The organism is Arthrobacter celericrescens, from assembly GCF_003614925.1.
In the GTDB taxonomy this organism is placed as follows: Bacteria; Actinomycetota; Actinomycetes; order Actinomycetales; family Micrococcaceae; genus Arthrobacter; species Arthrobacter celericrescens.
This window is the reverse complement of the sequence record NZ_QYLP01000015.1, coordinates 53,601-70,536: the sequence shown is the minus strand read 5'-3', so window position 1 is coordinate 70,536 and position 16,936 is coordinate 53,601. Positions and strand designations below refer to the sequence as shown.

Annotated in this window: 18 protein-coding genes; 5 read left to right on the top strand and 13 right to left on the bottom strand. The window is 69.3% G+C overall.

From position 1 onward, the window contains the following. Nucleotides 1-14: 14 nt before the first annotated feature. The 4 genes from ggt to D3654_RS02500 all read left to right on the top strand — a co-directional run bounded on the left by ggt (nucleotide 15) and on the right by D3654_RS02500 (nucleotide 3,851). On the top strand, nucleotides 15-1,862 hold the full coding sequence (gene ggt, locus D3654_RS02515) for a gamma-glutamyltransferase (protein ID WP_120519956.1): 1,848 nt from the start codon (nucleotides 15-17) through the stop codon (nucleotides 1,860-1,862). 148 nt (nucleotides 1,863-2,010) lie between these two features. Further along, on the top strand, nucleotides 2,011-2,658 hold the full coding sequence (locus D3654_RS02510; protein WP_120519955.1) for a D-sedoheptulose-7-phosphate isomerase: 648 nt from the start codon (nucleotides 2,011-2,013) through the stop codon (nucleotides 2,656-2,658). Between the two features lie 269 nt (nucleotides 2,659-2,927). Then, a complete protein-coding gene (locus tag D3654_RS02505; protein ID WP_120519954.1) occupies nucleotides 2,928-3,467 on the top strand; it encodes an SRPBCC family protein in 540 nt (179 codons plus the stop codon). A gap of 120 nt (nucleotides 3,468-3,587) precedes the next feature. Further along, nucleotides 3,588-3,851: a hypothetical protein gene (locus tag D3654_RS02500; protein WP_162943595.1), complete on the top strand. Its 264-nt coding sequence runs from the start codon at nucleotides 3,588-3,590 to the stop codon at nucleotides 3,849-3,851. A gap of 86 nt (nucleotides 3,852-3,937) precedes the next feature. On the opposite strand, the gene D3654_RS02495 is transcribed toward D3654_RS02500, so the two are convergent. From D3654_RS02495 to D3654_RS20350, 6 genes are all read right to left on the bottom strand, one after another. Then, nucleotides 3,938-4,402, bottom strand: coding sequence for an SRPBCC family protein (locus D3654_RS02495; protein WP_120519952.1), 465 nt, complete (start codon nucleotides 4,400-4,402; stop codon nucleotides 3,938-3,940). Nucleotides 4,403-4,492: 90 nt separating this feature from the next. Beyond that, nucleotides 4,493-5,101: a cysteine hydrolase family protein gene (locus D3654_RS02490; RefSeq protein WP_120519951.1), complete on the bottom strand. Its 609-nt coding sequence runs from the start codon at nucleotides 5,099-5,101 to the stop codon at nucleotides 4,493-4,495. Between the two features lie 25 nt (nucleotides 5,102-5,126). Continuing rightward, entirely contained in the window at nucleotides 5,127-5,978 is an 852-nt protein-coding gene (locus D3654_RS02485; RefSeq protein WP_120519950.1) for a DNA topoisomerase IB, read from the bottom strand. An 8-nt stretch (nucleotides 5,979-5,986) separates the two neighbouring features. After that, on the bottom strand, nucleotides 5,987-6,808 hold the full coding sequence (locus D3654_RS02480; protein ID WP_120519949.1) for a DUF1206 domain-containing protein: 822 nt from the start codon (nucleotides 6,806-6,808) through the stop codon (nucleotides 5,987-5,989). A 69-nt stretch (nucleotides 6,809-6,877) separates the two neighbouring features. After that, complete coding sequence (locus D3654_RS02475; RefSeq protein WP_120519948.1) at nucleotides 6,878-7,135, bottom strand: DUF6458 family protein; 258 nt, start codon at nucleotides 7,133-7,135, stop codon at nucleotides 6,878-6,880. An 81-nt stretch (nucleotides 7,136-7,216) separates the two neighbouring features. Further along, nucleotides 7,217-7,387 (bottom strand): hypothetical protein, encoded by a 171-nt coding sequence (locus D3654_RS20350; protein ID WP_162943594.1) that lies wholly within the window; start codon nucleotides 7,385-7,387, stop codon nucleotides 7,217-7,219. Nucleotides 7,388-7,649: 262 nt separating this feature from the next. Here D3654_RS20350 and hrpB point away from each other — a divergent pair, with 262 nt between their 5' ends. Beyond that, nucleotides 7,650-10,292, top strand: a complete 2,643-nt coding sequence (hrpB, locus tag D3654_RS02470) for an ATP-dependent helicase HrpB (protein WP_425359383.1) — start codon at nucleotides 7,650-7,652, stop codon at nucleotides 10,290-10,292. Nucleotides 10,293-10,320: 28 nt separating this feature from the next. Here the strand turns inward: hrpB and D3654_RS02465 are convergent, their stop codons facing one another. From D3654_RS02465 to D3654_RS02435, 7 genes are all read right to left on the bottom strand, one after another. Then, nucleotides 10,321-10,986, bottom strand: a complete 666-nt coding sequence (locus D3654_RS02465) for an alpha/beta hydrolase family protein (protein ID WP_120519947.1) — start codon at nucleotides 10,984-10,986, stop codon at nucleotides 10,321-10,323. After that, entirely contained in the window at nucleotides 10,983-11,603 is a 621-nt protein-coding gene (locus D3654_RS02460) for an L-threonylcarbamoyladenylate synthase (protein ID WP_120519946.1), read from the bottom strand. The genes D3654_RS02465 and D3654_RS02460 overlap by 4 nt, the downstream gene beginning before the upstream one ends. A gap of 26 nt (nucleotides 11,604-11,629) precedes the next feature. Next, nucleotides 11,630-12,514, bottom strand: a complete 885-nt coding sequence (locus D3654_RS02455; protein ID WP_120519945.1) for an ABC transporter permease — start codon at nucleotides 12,512-12,514, stop codon at nucleotides 11,630-11,632. A 4-nt stretch (nucleotides 12,515-12,518) separates the two neighbouring features. Continuing rightward, nucleotides 12,519-13,496, bottom strand: coding sequence for an ABC transporter ATP-binding protein (locus D3654_RS02450; protein ID WP_120519944.1), 978 nt, complete (start codon nucleotides 13,494-13,496; stop codon nucleotides 12,519-12,521). Beyond that, nucleotides 13,493-14,590, bottom strand: a complete 1,098-nt coding sequence (locus D3654_RS02445) for a LolA family protein (protein ID WP_205571709.1) — start codon at nucleotides 14,588-14,590, stop codon at nucleotides 13,493-13,495. Before D3654_RS02445 ends, D3654_RS02450 begins: the two co-directional genes overlap by 4 nt. A gap of 97 nt (nucleotides 14,591-14,687) precedes the next feature. After that, entirely contained in the window at nucleotides 14,688-15,545 is an 858-nt protein-coding gene (locus D3654_RS02440) for a PaaX family transcriptional regulator (protein ID WP_120519943.1), read from the bottom strand. Next, nucleotides 15,542-16,783: a kynureninase gene (locus tag D3654_RS02435; RefSeq protein WP_120519942.1), complete on the bottom strand. Its 1,242-nt coding sequence runs from the start codon at nucleotides 16,781-16,783 to the stop codon at nucleotides 15,542-15,544. The genes D3654_RS02440 and D3654_RS02435 overlap by 4 nt, the downstream gene beginning before the upstream one ends. Between the last annotated feature and the right edge of the window lie 153 nt (nucleotides 16,784-16,936).

Genomic DNA, 16,936 nt, shown 5'->3' with positions numbered 1-16,936 from the left:
CCCAGGGAGCGACCATGCCTGAAATGAGACGTCGACTGGCTGCCATTACGGCGGTTCTGGCCTTGAGCGTTACGAGCGGAGCGGCCTTGAGCCCCGCGTCCGCGGACCCGCGGACTACCGACAAGACGGCCACCGCCACCGGCTACGGGGGAGCGGTGAGCACCGTGGACCCGGAGGCCTCGGCTGCGGCGATCGAGGTGCTGCGGAAGGGCGGCAACGCGGCGGATGCCGCCGTCGCGGCCGCGGCGACCCTCGGCGTCACCGAACCGTACAGCGCGGGCATCGGCGGGGGCGGCTACTTCGTCTACTACGACGCGCGGAGCGGCCAGGTGGGCACCATCGACGGCCGGGAGACCGCGCCCGCGGCCATGCCGCATGACGCGTTCATTGATCCGGCCACGGTGACGCCGGAGAATCCCGCGGGCAGCCCCTACCGCTTCACCCCGGAACTGGTTACCAGCGGGGTCTCGGTCGGCGTCCCCGGCACCCCTGCCACCTGGCAACGTGCGCTGCAACGGTGGGGAACCCTCGGCCTGGGTGAGGCGTTGAAGCCCGCCATCAAGGTGGCCACCCGCGGCTTCGTGGTGGACAAGACCTTCCGCCAGCAGACCCTGGACAACAAGGTCCGCTTCGAGGCCTTCACGTCCACCAGCAAGCTGTTCCTTCCCGGCGGCAACGCACCCGCCGTCGGCAGCATCTTCAAGAACCACGAACTCGCCGCGACCTACCGGCTGCTCGCCGAACAGGGCACCGGAGCTTTCTACGGCGGCCCGCTCGCCGGGGAGATCGCCGGCACCGTCCAGTCCCCGCCGAAGACCGCCACCACCGGCCTGCCCGTCCCCACCGGCCACATGACGGCCGCGGACCTTGCAGCCTACCGCGTCATCGACCAGGCACCCACCCACGTGAAGTACCGCGGCCTGGACGTCTACGGCATGGCGCCTTCCAGCAGCGGCGGCACCACGGTCGGCGAGGCGCTGAACATCCTGGGCACCTTCAATGTGTCGGAGATGCCCGCCGCCAACGCGCTGCACCACTACCTCGAGGCGAGCGCCCTCGCCTTTGCCGACCGCGGCAAGTACGTGGGCGATCCGGCCTTCGTCGACGTCCCGACGGCGGCCCTCACCGACGCGGTGTTCGGCAAGGAACGCGCCTGCGAAATCGATCCGCTGCACGCCGCCGCCAAGCCCGTCGCCCCGGGTGATGTCACAGCGTACGACGGCGCGTGCCCGGCCGGCGCCGTCGCCGCCGCCGAGGACCGCGACACCGAGAACATCTCCACCACCAACCTGACGGTCGCCGACAAGTGGGGCAACGTGGCCGAATACACCCTCACGATCGAACAGACCGGCGGCTCGGGCATCGTGGTTCCCGGGCGCGGCTTCCTGCTCAACAACGAGCTCACCGATTTCTCAACGGTCTACAACCCCGAGGACCCGAACCGGATCGACCCCGGCAAGCGGCCTCGCTCCTCGATGTCGCCCACCATCATCCTGAAGGACGGCAAGCCGTTCCTGGCGCTTGGTTCGCCCGGCGGTTCCACGATCATCACCACCGTGCTGCAGACCATCCTGAACCGGGTTGACCGCGGGATGACCACTCCCGAGGCGGTCGCAGCGCCCCGGGCGGCGCAACGGAACACGGCCAACGTCACGGCGGAACCGGAGTTCATCACCGCCTACGGCAGCCAGCTTGCGCCGTTCGGCCACACCCTGGTGCCGTCGGGCGACGCGTTCACCTCGGCGGCGGAGATCGGCGCAGCCACTGCCATCGAATTCCTGCCCGACGGCGCCATGCTCGCCGCCGCGGAACCGTCGCGTCGTGGCGGCGGCTCGGCCATGGTGGTGACGGCATCGCCCTAGAAGCCCTCCCGCCCCGGGAAGAAACTAAGCAAACTTACTAAAAGTCTTGTATTCATCCGATTGCTCTGCTTCGCTGGAAGTGTGTCCGGCAAGGGCACAACCGGTGCGCCCGTGACGGAATCTGGCGGGCAATCGGAAGAAGGACATCATGAAGGTGGTCATTGACCGCGGGCGCACTCCGGAGCCCGCGGCCGAGGAACTCCCGCGGGAAGCCGTCGACGTCGTGCTGGCGCATCTAGGCCAGGTGGGGCCGGCGGTCGCGGCGCTGCGGCGCGAATCCTCCAGGCTGGCCGAGTGGGGCGAGGAGCTTGCCCGCCGCCTGGTGACGGGGAAAAAGGTGCTCGCTGCGGGCAACGGGGGCGATGCCGCCGAGGCCCAGCATTTCACCGCCGAACTCATCGGCCGGCACGTGAAGGACCGCCAAGCCTTTCCGGCCATTGCCCTGCCGGCCGACGCTTCCGCTGTGACGGCGATCGGCAACGACTACGGCTACGATGAGGTTTTTGCCCGGCAGGTCAGCGGACACATTCGGAACGGCGACGTGCTTCTCGTGCTCTCCGCCGACGGGCACAGCCCCAATCTCCTGGCCGCGGTGGAGGCGGCGCACAGGGCGGGCGCGACGGTGTGGGCGCTGACCGGCGCTTCGCCGAACCCGCTCGCCGGCTCGGCCGACGAAGCCATTTGCATCGACACCGACCCCTCCCACGCGCAGGAGGCCCACCTCATCGCCATCCATGCGCTGTGCGGCTGCTTTGATGCCGCGGTGGAGCGGTTCCGGAAGGAAGGGCGGATATGACTCTCGCGGCGGACCGGGCACGATGAGATACCCCCGCAACTATTTTCCCGTGAAGCGTTGCCCCCATAAGCGCCTGCATCCGGGCGCCGTCCCACCGCCTGTGGTTGCGCCACCGCGCCCCCGCGCTGTCCCTTGGCCGCCCCTCGCAGCCCCGCAGCCGGAAAAAACTAAGCATACTTAGCAAAATCCCTTGATGTTCGCCGGGGGCCTCGATAGCGTGAAAAACGTAGTACCACACCCCATCGAATCCACCATGTGAGGAGACCGTGATGGCTACTGTCGATCAGACCATCGAAGTTGACGTTCCCGTATCCACGGCGTACAACCAGTGGACCCAGTTCGAAACCTTCCCCGAATTCATGAGCGGGGTAGACGCCGTCCGGCAATTGGACGATACAACCCTGCATTTCGAGACCACCACCGCGGGAGTGCACCGCGAGTACGACGCGAGGATCCTCGATCAGGTTCCCGACTCGCTGATCAGTTGGGAAAGCACGGATGGCCCGCGGAACGCAGGCGTGGTTCGTTTTGAACCCGTGGGCCCGGAACGCTCTAAGGTCAGCATCAGCATCGAGTGGACACCCGAAGGCCTCGCCGAGAAGACCGGCACCGCGGTGGGCGCGGACGAACTCCAAGTCGGGGCGGACCTGAAGAAGTTCAAGAAGTTCATCGAAGACCGCCGCTACGAGACCGGGGCCTGGCGATCCACAGTGGTCGAGGGGCAGGTAGAAGACCCGCCCCTGGGTACCGGTGGCGGAATCGGCTTGGACGAGGAGCCCCCGCCTCCCACCGGCGGAAGGGACTTCTGAGCCGGCGTCGGCTGCGTCCGGGTGGAAATTACCCGAGGAATGGAAATCGCCGCGTTGTCGGGGCGGCCGGTGGGGCGGCCCCCGGCGTCCACGGCCCGAGGAGGAAGAACAATGAAGCGCATGAGCTCATCCCCAGTCCATGACGGAATCCAGAATCCGGAGCAGCCGGTGCCGAGGGACACGGATGAAGAGCAGGCGAAGGCCCGTGAAGAGCAGCTGGCGGCCGGCGAATCCGGAGGGGCCCCGCCGCGGACCTTGGGCGGGGAACCCACCGGCGAGCCCGGGACCGCCGGTTCGAAGGATCCCAGCGGGCCTGCCGAAGAAGCCGACGACGCGAGCGCGGACGACCGCAGCCTGACCACCAAGCTCAGTCCCAGCGACTAGCGGCCCATGATGGCCCGCCTGCGACACGGAGCCCTGCCTCTAGGAGGCAGGGCTCCGTGGTGCAGCGCTTGCGCACGTTCTTCCTGTCAGTCGACATGGCCTTCGGTAATGCTGCCGCGCCAGGCTCCGGTCTCTGTTTCCCTGTGCTCGATGAACTCCTTGAACTTCCGGAGGTCCCTTTTCACCAGGCGGTCGTCCAACCGTGTGCCGGCACCCAACCGTTCAGCGGGCGACTCCGGTTGCCAGTCCAGGTCAACCGTGATTTCCGTTTCGGTTGCGCTTGAAGCCCTGAACGTGACTTCTCCCTTGCTGCGCGGCGCATCCACGCTTTCCCAGGCGATCCGTTCGTCCGGGACCTGGGTGGTGATCCTGGCGTCGAATTCGCGGCGTACGCCGGCGATTCCGGTGGTGAAATGGACCAAGGCCTCGTCGATCTGGCGGACCGATTCGATGCCGCTCATGAAGCGGGGAAACTCCTCGAACTGGGTCCATTGGTTGTAGGCCTGTGCCAGCGGAACGTTGACGCGGACTGATTCGTGAACTGTGGCCATGACAGATCCCTCCCGTGATCCCGGTCAGACCCTGGGCTTGTCCGAGGGCCATTGGCCTCATTTCCACGCTAGGACGATCGGCCGGTCGGTTCAAGGGGAACCGGGAAGCACGATGCCATCTGTCGGAGCGCTGGACTGGTTCACGGGATGCCTTGAGAAAAGCGCCATGATCTCTTCATGCGAAAGCATCTTCTGCCGGTATTCGCGTGCCAGGAGGTCCTGCGTAAACCCCTGGAATGCGGGATCGTTGCCTGCGACGGCGTCCACCGCGTGCACCACGCGGAAATTGTGCGCGAAGGCATCCGCCGCGGTCTGCGCGATGCAGTTGTGTGCTGACACGCCAGCCAGCACCAGGGTTTCGACCCGCCAGTTATGCAGCCGCCACAGGAGGTCCGTACCCATGAAACTGCTGTCGCGCGTTTTGGTGAGTTGGGGCAGGCCGGAAGTATGCAGTCCGGCAACAAAGTCAGCCTGGGCACTGCCCCGGTAGATGAATCCCTGCCCGTCATCGAGCATGTTGAGGGTCCAGGTGGAGCGGTCCCGCTCGTGCTCCGTCTTCACCAGCAAACCGGGGATCCCATGTGCCGCTGCCAAAGAGATCAAGGCGTTGCAGGCAGCGACGGTCCGCTCGCGGTGCGGGGCGAGAGCCGGATCTTCGAAGTAGGCGTTCTGCATGTCGATGACCAGGACGGCAAACATTGGACCCCTCCTTGCTTCCTCCGCTTTACCCTGCCTCGTCGGCCAGGAGCCCCGCAATGGCCGCCTCGCCGGTTTTGGTCTTGCGCAGGCTTCCGTCGAGGAATGCTGCCACGACCCGCGGATCGACATACGCATCTCTGGCCACGGCCGCCGTGTTGCCCAGTAGGGTTGCAGCTTCCTCGAAGGCGTTTGCCAGTGCTGCCTGGGCCGGTACATCGGCTGCCGTGCGCGCCAACGCGCGTGCGGCGGTAAGTGTTCCCTTCCACGTGCGCAGGTCCTTGGCCGTGAAGCCGTCCCCGGCGGACCGGCGGATGTAGTCGTTGAGCATTCCGGGATCCACGGCAGTCCAGGCGTCGTGTTCCTCGAAGGCCAGGAGCGCCTCATCGTCCGCCCGGCAAGCCAAGGGGCCAAGGAACGCGGCGAGCGGCCGGTCCCGGATGGTGCATTCCCACAGCTGGCCACTCTTGCCGGGGAAACTCAGCTTCAACGAGTCACCGTGGACGGCTACATGGTGGCAGCGGAGCGTGGTCAGCCCGTACGATCCGTTCTGTTTCCGGTAGTTCTCATCGCCGATCCGAAGCGCCCCGAGGTCCATAAGCCGTACGGCTGCGGCGAGGGTACGCGTCCTCTGCGAGTGTGATTCCCGCAGATGCCGCGCCACGGTTCTCCGGAGCCGTGGCATGGCCTGCCCCAGGCGGGCGGCCCGGACGAACTTTTCGGCGTCCTGCCTCTCCCGCCAGCGCGGGTGGTAGAGGTACTGGAGGCGGCCGGCGTCGGAGACCGGCGAGCCCCCTGCGTCCCGGTAGCTGAACCCGCGGCCCGCCCGCCGCCGTCGGATGCCCGGCAGGGAAGGGTCGCTGCGCTTAAGCCTTGGCACGTCGCCGGCTACATACGCGCATACTTGCCTTTCAGGATCAGGAAGCAGCCGTAGCAGACCAACCCGAGCGCGAGGGCCCCGAGGAGATACGGTCCATACGGCTGTTCGCGCAGGCCTTTGAGTCCGCCGTCGAGTCCCGTTGATTGTTCGGGCTGGTGCCGGACGGTGGCCATGATGACCAGCACACCCACCAGGAGCAGGGCGCAGCCCTTGGACAAGTAGCCGGTGACGCCGGTGGTCAGTACTACCCGGCGCGGAACCGGAGAGCCCGGAAGGAAAAGGTCCTTGCGGAAGGACACGCGGGCGCCGCGCACGGCGAAGAAGATGCCGACGCCGATGATCGCCGCGCCGGCCATCAGCAGGAGCACGACGCCGAAGGGCATCCGGAGCAGGGTCACCGTGAGGTCGCTCGCTGACTCCCTGTTGCTCTTCCCGCCCCCAAGGGCGAAGGAAAGCACGGTGGCGGACAGGAGCGCGAACACGAGGGCCTGTCCCGCAGCGCCGGCGCGGGAGGTGAGGCGTTTCGTTCCGGTAGCCGGCCCGGGCCCGCCGAAGATTGCGTCCCCGAGCCGCCACAGGGCGAGTGCGGCGCAGGCAGCGAAGCACGCCCACAGCAGGAACGGCCCGCCGGGACTGCCGGCCAACTGGGCGACCGCACCGCCGACGTCGGCCTCTCCGTTCAGTCCGCGGGCCAGTTGGAAGGCGATGGCACCCACGATCACGTGGAGCACGCCGCTCGCCGCGAACCCTGCCCTGGCCGCTGTCTCCAGGGCGGGGGAGTTGCTCGCGGCCTCGGCGGTCCGCGCTGTCTTGTTTGCGCTCTTGTCCACAGTGCGCTCCTGTTCATGCCGCGGCTCCCGCCACGCGATGGGCGGGAGCCGCGGTATTGCCTGCTTGTCTCAGAGTCCGGTGTCGCGGGTCTCCCTGTGGGTAACGGCTTCACCGGTCCCCGGGTCCGTGGCCTGCCGGCTTTCAGTGGTCCGCAAGCGGCGGCGCGGAGCCGCCATGACCAGCGACGCGATCAGGCCGATGACGCCGACGACCATCAGGCTGTAACCGGTCATCTGCTGGTCCAGGAAGGGGATCAGCCCCGGTGCCAGCGCGAAGGCGAGAATTGCGCCCAGCGCGATGAGGAAGATCGAGGAACCTATGTACATGTCCGTTCCTTTCGTAGTCGGCTTCGTGTGGCGGCTGACGCCCGGGACGGGCCGGTCAAGGGGTTCCCCGGGCAGGGCGCATCAGGCGCCGCTGTGCCGGTGTCCGCTCGTGTAGCTGAGGAGCCAGCCGATGGCGGCGATGGCCAAGAGGATGATTCCGACCCAGAGCAGGAAGTTCAAGGCCGGGGTGAAGCCGCCGACAAGCAGAAGAACGATGGCGATGACGCCGGCAACAATGAGAAGGGTATTCATGATGGAGTTTCCTTTCCTGGCGCGGAAACCGAAACCACAGCTGCTTCCACGCGTGATATTCAGCAGTAGCGCAAAGATGCGCTGCGACCCTCGCAGGGTGTCCCCGCTTCGTCCCCAGGACGGTCAGTCACGGCTGTGCCGTTTTCCTCCTAGCAGTACATTCGTTCGCTACGGCAAACCGTGTCACACCTCACATCATGTCATTACTAAGTATACTTATCAAGTTTGGTGGTGATCGGCGGCGGTCATCCACAATGGATGGGTGATTTCACCGTTCCCTCCCGGCACTGCCGGCGCGCAGGCCATCTTCGACCTCGAAAGAATCGGGGACGGACTCGTTTTCGCCCGGTCGCTGCCGGACCTCGCGGCCGCGCTCGCAGACGCCGGATCGGCAGCAGTGGTCCAGGCGCCGCCGGGAACCGGCAAGACCACCCTGGTCCCGCCGCTGGTGGCCGGGTTGTGCGCGGCGGAGGGCGTGGTGCCCAGGGTCATCGTCACCCAGCCCCGGCGTGTCGCCGCGCGCGCCGCGGCCCGCCGGCTAGCCACCCTCCATGGGAGCCGGCTGGGGGAGTCCGTGGGTTACACAGTCCGCGGGGAACGGCAGGCGGGCCCGCGGACCGCCGTCGAATTCGTCACCCCAGGGATCCTGCTGCGCCGGCTGCTCGCCGACCCCGGGTTGGAGGGCATCCATGCCGTGGTCCTGGACGAAGTCCATGAACGCGGCCTCGAGAGCGACCTGTTGCTCGGCATGCTGGCCGAGGTGCGTGAACTCCGTGGCGACCTTCGCCTGGTGGCGATGTCCGCCACGGTGGACGCCCCGCGCTTCGCGGCCCTGCTGGGCGGGCCCGACGGCGGCCACCCGCTTCCGGTGGTCGACTGCCCCTCCGCGCTGTACCCGCTGGAAACCGTGTGGGCGCCGGCGCCCGGTCCCCGCCTCGACCGACGCGGCGTCACCTCCGCCTTCCTGGACCATGTGGCCGACACCGCCGCGGCGGCGCACGCCGCAGCACTGGCTGCCGAGCCCGGAACCGACGCCCTCGTCTTCCTCCCCGGTACGCGGGAGGTGGCACACGTCGTGAACCGCCTCCGCCAGCGCGCGGCAGGCACGGAAATCCTCCAACTCCACGGGCAGATCGGCCCCGCTGCCCAGGACAGGGCCGTCTCCGGCAGGGAGCCGGGAGGTCCCGCACGGATCATCGTGTCCACGGCGCTCGCAGAATCCTCGCTGACCGTGCCCGGCGTGCGCCTCGTGGTGGACGCTGGGCTGTCCCGTGAACCGCGCCGCGATTCCGGCCGCGGCATGTCCGGGCTGGTCACCGTGTCCTGTTCCCGCGCCTCGGCCGAACAGCGCGCGGGCCGGGCCGCGCGGCAGGGGCCGGGGACCGTGGTGCGCTGCTACGAACAGAGGGCCTTCGCCGCGGCACCGGCCCACCGGACCCCGGAAATCGCCGTCGCGGAGCTGAGCGGGGCCGCCCTGACCCTCGCCTGCTGGGGCGCGCCCGGGGGAGCCGGCCTCGCCCTCCCCGACGCGCCGCCGCGCGCCGCCATGGACGACGCCGTCGAAGTGCTGCGGGAAATCGGTGCGGTAGACGGTGCCGGTCACGCCACCGCTCTCGGCCGGATCCTGGCCGCCGTGCCGGCGGAACCGCGTCTCGCGCGCGCCCTGCTGGACGGGGCCGCCGTCGTCGGCAGGCGCGCTGCCGCCGAAACGGTCGCGCTCGTCGCTGGGGAGCAACGTGCCGCCGGTGCCGACCTGCCCGGGCTCCTTGCCGCACTGCGGCAAGGGAAGGACCCGGGGTCGAAACGCTGGGCGGACGACACCCGGCGGCTGGAGTCGATCGCGCAGCAGGAAGCGGCCGCCGTCGCCGCTTCCTCCCTGCGTGGCGCACTGGATACAGCGCCGGACGGGAAGGAAGCCGTGGCGTTCGTCGTGGCCCTCGCGTATCCGGACCGTGTGGCCCGGCGCGTCCCGGGTGACGGGGCGCCGCAGTACCTCCTCGCATCCGGGACCCGGGCCGGACTGCCCGGCGGAAGTCCGTTGTCCGGGCATGACTGGCTCGCGGTCGCCGAGGTTTCCCGGGCGGCAGGGCGGGATGCCGCCGGTACCGGTGCGGTCATCCGCTCCGCGGCGCCGCTGTCCGCGGAAGCTGCCGAAGCCGCCGCCGCCCACCTGTTGGCAGACACGGTGGATGCGCGCTTCGCCAAGGGCAGGGTGACCGCGCGGCGGGAGCGCCGGCTGGGCGCGATCGTGCTGTCCTCCACTCCCGTGCGGCCCGGACCGGCGGAGGGCCGTGCCGCCGTCGCTGCGGCCTTGGCGGCCGAGGGCCTGGCGATGATCGGCTGGTCAGCAGGTGCGGATGCCGTACGCCGCAGGATGGCCCTGCTGCACCGTGAACTGGGCGCACCATGGCCCGACGTGTCCGAGCATGCGCTCCTCGCGCGGCTTGAAGACTGGCTCGCCCCGGAACTGGGGGCACTGGCCGACGGCGCCCCGGCCGCCGGGATCGACCTCGCCGAACCGCTGCGCCGGCTGCTGCCCTGGCCCGAGGCCTCCCGCTTCGCCGAGCTCGCGCCGGAACGGTTGGAAGTACCCAGCGGTTCGCGCGTTGCCATCGATTACCCGGAGGTGGAGTCCGACGGCGGCCGGCCGGTGGTGGCGGTCAAGCTGCAGGAGTGCTTCGGCTGGGCCGGAACGCCCAGGATTGCCGGCGGCCGGGTGCCGGTGCTGTTCCACCTGCTCTCTCCCGCGCGGCGGCCCCTGGCCGTGACGGACGACCTTGAGTCCTTCTGGGCCGGGCCCTATGCGCAGGTGCGCGCCGAGATGCGCGGCCGCTACCCGAAGCATCCCTGGCCCGAGGACCCGTGGACGGCGCCCGCCACGGCGCGGGTGAAACCGCGGGCGTAGGGACGGGCTCAGGAGCGCGGGAAGCAGCTCAGCTGTTCCGGCGGATGAAGGCGCTGACGGACGGGGCCAGCGAGGCACCGAGCTCCGCGGGGCTGCGCTTGACCCCGGCCACCTCGAAGGAATGACCGCCGCCTTCCCGCCACTCCAGCACGGCGTTGGGGCCGATCCGCGAAACCACGCCTTCCAGCACGTCCGGCGTCATGAAGGTGTCCTTGGTGCCCTGCAGGAACAGCATGGGCACGGTGATCCCGTACAGGTGTTCATCGCGGAGCTTGTCCGGCTTGCCCGGCGGGTGCAGCGGGTAGCCCAGATAGATGAGCCCGGCCGCGAGCATGCCCTCGGCCACGGCCATCGACGCCATGCGTCCGCCGAAGGACTTGCCGGCCGCCCACAGGGGTTCTCCGGCGGAGCGTGCCTGTGCTTCGGCCAGGGCGGCCCGCCAGGTGGCGATTGCGAGCGGCGGGCGGTCCGGGAACCTCCGGCCGGCCTCGCGGTAGGGGAAGTTGAAGCGCAAGGTGGCGGCGCCGTCGTCGTTCAGGGCCCGCACGAAACCGCCCATGAACGGATGTTCCATCCCGGCACCGGCGCCGTGCGCCACGAGCACCGTGGCGAACGGGTTCTCCGGCCGGGCGTACCGGGCGGAGACGGGCGTGCCATCGACGTCGATGGTGATGGCGTCCTCGGGGGTGCTCATTCGAACCTCGAGGGATCGCCGGTGCCGCGGCGCACCACGTCGGCGCCGCCGCTGGAGAAGTCCACCACTGTGGTCGGTTCGGCCCCGACATCGCCGGCTTCGACCACGGCATCCACCACATGGTCCAGCCGTTCCTTGATCTCCCAGGCCTGCGTGAGGGGTTCGTCTTCGCCGGGCAGCAGGAGGGTGCTGGAGAGCAGGGGCTCGCCGAGTTCGGCGAGGAGGGCGTGGACGAAGTTGTGCCGCGGGATGCGCACGCCCACGGTCTTCTTCTTCGGGTGCAGCAACCTGCGCGGCACTTCCTTCGTGGCCGGGAGGATGAACGTGTAGCTTCCCGGCGTGACGGCCTTGATGCTGCGGAAGACGTCGTTGTCGATCATCACGAACTGGCCCAGCTGCGCGAAGTCCTTGCAGACCAGGGTGAAGTGGTGCTTGTCGTCGAGCTGGCGGATGCTGCGGATTCGGTCCAGGGCGTCCTTGTTGCCCAGCTGGGCCCCGAGGGCGTAGCACGAATCGGTGGGGTAGGCGATCAGGCCTCCCGAGCGCACGATCTCGGCGACCTGGCCGACCAAGCGGGGCTGGGGGTCCTGCGGGTGGACATCGAAGAATCTGGCCATTCCCCGAGCTTACGGCAGGCGGCTCGTCAGGACAGGACATCCTTGCTGGTGAACCGGCCGTACGCGATGGCGCCGGCGGCCAGGATGTAGCCGCCTTGGAGTAGGGCATTTTCGCCGAACGACGTCCAGGAGATGGGCTGGCGCAGCAGATCGGCGAAGTCCAGCCAGTAGTGGCTGAACAGCCAGGGATGAAGCCATTCCAGCTGCGGCAGGTTGTCCGCCACCTGGGACACCACCGACAACACCACTGTCGCTGCCATGGCGCCCACCGGGATGTCCGTGAAGGTCGAGATTGCCAGTCCGATCGCTGCGAGCCCCAGCAAGGACACCGCGATGTACGCGGCGATCAGCAGGGAACGCAGCAGGGATTCGCCGGCGTCGATGGTGTCCCCCGAGAGGAGGGTCACCGGCCCCACCGGGAAGAGCGCGACGCCGGCCAGCGCGCCAACGGCGGCGACGGTCACCGTCGCGGTCAGGCAGAACACCGCCGCAGCGGCGTACTTGATGAGCAGGAGCCGGACGCGGCCGGCGGGTGCCACCAGCAGGTACCTGAGGGTGCCGAGGTTCGCTTCGCCCGCGATGGTGTCGCCGGCGACGACTCCCACCGTGAGGGGCAGGAACAGCGGGACGGATACCAGCAGCGCCGTCATGCCCACGAAGAGCCCGTTCTGGGAAATGCGGTCCAGGAAGGTCGGGCCACGGCCCGGCGGCACCGGAGAGCTGAGCCGGACCGCCGTGGCGATGAGGATGGGAACCGCGGCGAGGGCGGCCAGCATGGCCCAGGTGCGGAGCCGCCGGAACAGCACCGAAAGCTCGGACGCCATGAGCGCCCACGAACCCGAACGCCCGCCCGTCGCGGCGGGTGCTGGCGCGGCGGGTCCGGGCCCCGCAGCTTGCGGCCGGGCGGCCATGGCTTCATCCTGCAACGTCGAATCCCTCTCCGGTCAGGGAAACGAAACGTTCTTCGAGGCTGGCGTCTTCCACACCGAACCCCTGCACCCGCACCCCGGCCGCCACAAGGGCGGCCACGATGTCCTCGGGCGCCACCACGTGGCCAGGGGGGCTGGTGCTGAGCTGTCCGCCATGGTCCGCGCCCTGCAGGACACCGGCCGGCTCGGGCTGCAGGCCGAGGCCCGAGAGGACGCGGGCTGCGGCGGCAACATCCGGGGTACGGAGCATGATCCTGGCTGTCCCGGCCGCGCGCAGCTCGCGGAGCGTGCCTTGTGCCACGAGCCTGCCGACGCTCATGACGCCCACATGGGTGCACATTTGTTCGACTTCGGCGAGCAGGTGGCTGGAGACGAACACGGTGGTGCCGCCCGCCGCCAGGGAGCGCACCAGGCTGCGGACCTCACGCGTGCCTTGGGGATCCAGGCCGTTGGTGGGCTCGTCGAGGACCAGCAGTTCCCGGGGCCGGAGCAGGGCATTGGCGATTCCCAGGCGCTGTTTCATGCCCAGCGAATACGCGCGCACTTTTTTGCCGGCGGCGTGGGACAGGCCCACGCGTTCCAGGGCCTCCTCGACCCGCGCGGCCCTGGTGTTCCGCGGGGCGTGCCGGTCGGCGGCGTCCAGCCTGCGCAGGTTCGCCGCTCCCGAGAGGAAAGGGTAGAAGGCCGGGCCTTCCACCAGGGCGCCGACCTCCGGCAGGACGGATGCCAGGCCCGCCGGGATCTGCCTGCCGAGGACCCGGACTTCGCCGCCCGTGGCTGAGGCGAGGCCGAGCAGCAAACGGATGGTGGTGGTCTTGCCGGAGCCGTTGGGGCCCAGGAATCCGAAAACGGAGCCGCGCGGAACGGCGAGGTTGATGGAGTCGACGGCGGAGCGGCGGCCGAAGCGCTTGCTCAAGCCATTGGTTTCGATCGCCGGTCCGGCCGGCCCGGACGTGTCACTCATTGCGGGGCGGCCGCAGCCTGCAGCCGCTCAAGGGGCACCAATCCCGCAAACACCCGGCCGTCGTCGAGCACCAGGACGGTCACCAGGCTGGAAGTGAGGGCGCGGCCGCCCGGCACCGCCTGGGTGAGCTGGGCGAACGCGGGAGCGGAGCGCACGTCGGCGGGAAGCATTCCTGCGGGGAAGCCCACCACCGTGTCCCAGCCCTTGCCCGTGACAACGGGCCGTGCCGCCGACGGGCGTGTCCCGGGAACGGCATGCTTGGTGTCAGGAGCCTTGGAAGGAATGGTCTTTTCCTCCACCGAGGCTCCGGGGGGCGGCGTGAACGTGAACACGGAGGAGTCGGGGGCGGACAGGCTGATGTCGCTGAACTCGAGTGAGAACGCGGGGTCGCCCTGTCCTCGCGCCCGCAGGTGGATTCCGAGCGGCAGGCCGGACGCGGAGTCGACGGCGAGGGTCACCGAGTCGACCAAGGTGGCCGTACTGCGTGGCGTGAGGACCAGTTGGTAGGCCGTGCGGCCGGCCACGATGGTTGCGTCACCGACCGTCACTTCGGTGCTGGGGTCGACGGCGGCGAGGAAGCGCTGCGCGAGGGCCTCAGGGGTCGTTGCTCCCGGCGTCGCTGTCTTCGGGTGGTTGTCCGCCGGCGCGTGGGCGTCAGGCAGCGTGACATGGGCGGCGCTGTTGTCCGCCGAGTTGTAGAGCCAGAGGTCGTTGCCGTTGCGGACCATGTCGCGCTCGGCGAGCCTGTCCAGGATTTGGAACCGGGCCTTCGACGGGCCGTCCAGGTAGATCCGGGCTGTATGCGGGGTGCCCAGCAGTTCGATCACGGCGGCAAGGCCCTGGCCGTCACCAAGGCGGGCGGACGGGGCGGGTCCTGCCGAGGGAAGCTGCGGAAGCCCCAGCTCGGAGGCCTGCCGGAGTGTTCCGGACAGGGCACGGACGTCCGAATGGCCGATCATGGCGATGATCTCCGCGGCCGACTTCTGCGGGAGGCTGACGGCCGCTCCGGCCTGGTACGACCCGGCCAAAGCTGCTGCCGTCAGGACTGCAGGCACCAGTGCGGCCGGCAACCAGCGCAACCACCTACGGGTCATGGCAACCTCCCGGACCACCGTTACCTGGCCACGCGCCATCGGCGGCGGCCATGCTTCCAGAGTACTCCCGGTGCCCTGCCGAATCCCGGGCCGCTGCCTATTCCCTGGCCACCGCGCGCACGAAGTCTGCGCCCGGGCCCGAGTGGACGGCCATGATGTGCTCGAACACGGCAAACCCTTCTCTTCCGGGCCAGTCTTCGGGGAGGAACTCCGGCGGCAGTCCGGGATCGAGGTACGGAATGACCCGCCAATTGTCGATGCACCGGACATACGCGGCAAAGGCCCCGGCCGGCGGCAGCGGACCGTCACCGGCAGGCAGGTCCCGGCCGCCGTCCCATTCACGGATGAAGTCCCGGTGCAGCGCCGCGACTGTCTCCAGGTCCCACCACTGCGCTGCCGCGTCCCGGAGGCCTGCGCTGCTGTGGCCGCCGCCGGGCATCGGGGTGTCCGTGATGAAGAGCGTGGCCTGTTCCCGCAGCCCCAGCCCGGCCAGGACCTCCTCGATTTCGGACTGCCGGAACGCCGGGGCGATCCACAGCCCGGCCGCCACCGTGCCGCAGCCGGTCCAGTGCAGCCGCCGCCTGAGCTGGTGCCGCTTCTCCCGTTCCGTTTCGGGAATGGAAAAGGACACCAGGCACCAGGGGTCGCCGTCGGCCATGGCCTGCGGTGCGAAGATCCGGCTGTCGCCGCGGTCCAGCATCGCCGCGGCGTCGGGGGTCAATGCGTACCCGGCGACGCCGTCCCGAGGCTGCTGCTCGAGGACCGCTTTCTTCTTCAGCCGGCTGAGCGCGGTCCGGGTCACGACGGCGGGCACCTCCAGCGCCACCATGAGGCGCAGGAACGCCGACGCCGGCAGCCAGCCGCCGGCGTCGCGCAGGTACAGGCCGATCACCGTCCGTAGCAGGGAGGTGGTGCTCCCCGGGCGGGAGTCGACGTCGTCGAGGAAGGCGCTCACGCCAGTCCGAGCAGCACTTCGCGGATGGAGCGGATGCCGTGTTCGAGTTCGGCGAAGCCCGTGCTCAGCGGCGAGAGGCCGATCCGGAGGCCGTGCGGCGGCCGGAAATCCGGGATGACGCCGCGCTCCCAGAGCAGCTGCGTCACCTCGGCGAAACGGGGGTGGTCCACGGTGATGTGCGAGCCGCGCTCGGCGGCGTCCCGGGGGCTCACCACCTCCGCGCCCAGCGGCACCAGCAGGGCGTCGGCCAGCTCAAGCGCGTGGGAGGTCAGCTTGACCGACTTCTCCCGGACGGCGTCCATGCCCACGGAAGCGATGAGCTCCACCATGTCCTTCAGCGGCTGCATCGCGAGGATGGGCGGGGTGCCGGTGATGAAGCGGCGGAGGTTGTCGGCGGGCCGGTAGCTTTCGGTCATGCCGAAGGGATCGTGCGCACCCATCCAGCCCCAGATGGGCTGCTGGAGCCGGCCCTGGAGCGCGCTGTTCACGTAGCCGAAGGCGGGGGAGCCGGGGCCGCCGTTGAGGTACTTGTAGGTGCAGCCGACCGCGAGGTCCACACCCCAGGCGTCCAGTTCAAGCGGCACCGAGCCCACGGAGTGGCACAGGTCCCACAGCATCAGCGCGCCGGCGTCGTGCACCAGGGCGGTGATGGCCGGTGCGTCGGCGAGGAAGCCGGAGCGATAGGCGACGTGGCTGAGGACGACGACGGCGGTCCGCCCGGTGAGCAGCTCCGCCAGGTCTTCGGGCCGGACACCGCTGGCCGCGCGGGTTTCGACCCAGCGGATGGTGGCGTTCCGTTCCGCGGCGATCCCTTCGATGATGAAGCGGTCGGTGGGGAAGTTGTCCCGGTCAACGATGATCTCGTCGCGGCCCGGGCGGGCGTCGACGGCGGCCCGGATCAGTTTGTACAGGAGCACCGAGGTGGAGTCCCCGATGAAGGCCTGGCCTGGGGCGGCGCCGAGCACCACCTCGCCCAGGCGGTTGCCGACGGCCAAGGGCTCGTCCATCCATTTCTCGTCCCAGCCGCGGATGAGCCGGCTGCCCCAGGCGTCCTCGACGAAGCGGGGGAGGTTCTCCGCGGTGGCCTTCAGCGGACGGCCCAGCGAATTGCCGTCCAGGTACGCGGAGAGCTCGCCTTCGTCCGGGCTGTAGAAGAGGTCCCGGCAGCCGGCGAGGGGATCGGCGGCGTCCAGGGCGGCCGAGGCGGCGGCGAAGTGGGCGCCGGGTCCTGGGTCCATCGTCGTTGGGGTTTCGGACGCTGTATCGAGTCGGGGTTCGCTCAACGGATGCTCCTCACGCAGGCTCTGTGGGTGCGGCCCACATGGCCACCTCCGCAATAGCATAACATCTTCGTGACGGCCGTATCGTTAGTGAAATGTCTAGGGCGTTCC

Coding starts and splice junctions, on each gene's coding strand:
- D3654_RS02495 (WP_120519952.1), bottom strand. CDS start 4,402: ATGGCCACAGTTCACGAATCAGTCCGCGTCAACGTTCCGCTGGCACAG.
- D3654_RS02510 (WP_120519955.1), top strand. CDS start 2,011: ATGAAGGTGGTCATTGACCGCGGGCGCACTCCGGAGCCCGCGGCCGAG.
- D3654_RS02505 (WP_120519954.1), top strand. CDS start 2,928: ATGGCTACTGTCGATCAGACCATCGAAGTTGACGTTCCCGTATCCACG.
- D3654_RS02465 (WP_120519947.1), bottom strand. CDS start 10,986: ATGAGCACCCCCGAGGACGCCATCACCATCGACGTCGATGGCACGCCC.
- D3654_RS02455 (WP_120519945.1), bottom strand. CDS start 12,514: ATGGCCGCCCGGCCGCAAGCTGCGGGGCCCGGACCCGCCGCGCCAGCA.
- ggt (WP_120519956.1), top strand. CDS start 15: ATGCCTGAAATGAGACGTCGACTGGCTGCCATTACGGCGGTTCTGGCC.
- D3654_RS02500 (WP_162943595.1), top strand. CDS start 3,588: ATGAGCTCATCCCCAGTCCATGACGGAATCCAGAATCCGGAGCAGCCG.
- D3654_RS02475 (WP_120519948.1), bottom strand. CDS start 7,135: ATGTACATAGGTTCCTCGATCTTCCTCATCGCGCTGGGCGCAATTCTC.
- D3654_RS02490 (WP_120519951.1), bottom strand. CDS start 5,101: ATGTTTGCCGTCCTGGTCATCGACATGCAGAACGCCTACTTCGAAGAT.
- D3654_RS02445 (WP_205571709.1), bottom strand. CDS start 14,590: ATGACCCGTAGGTGGTTGCGCTGGTTGCCGGCCGCACTGGTGCCTGCA.
- D3654_RS20350 (WP_162943594.1), bottom strand. CDS start 7,387: ATGAATACCCTTCTCATTGTTGCCGGCGTCATCGCCATCGTTCTTCTG.
- D3654_RS02435 (WP_120519942.1), bottom strand. CDS start 16,783: ATGGACCCAGGACCCGGCGCCCACTTCGCCGCCGCCTCGGCCGCCCTG.
- D3654_RS02460 (WP_120519946.1), bottom strand. CDS start 11,603: ATGGCCAGATTCTTCGATGTCCACCCGCAGGACCCCCAGCCCCGCTTG.
- D3654_RS02450 (WP_120519944.1), bottom strand. CDS start 13,496: ATGAGTGACACGTCCGGGCCGGCCGGACCGGCGATCGAAACCAATGGC.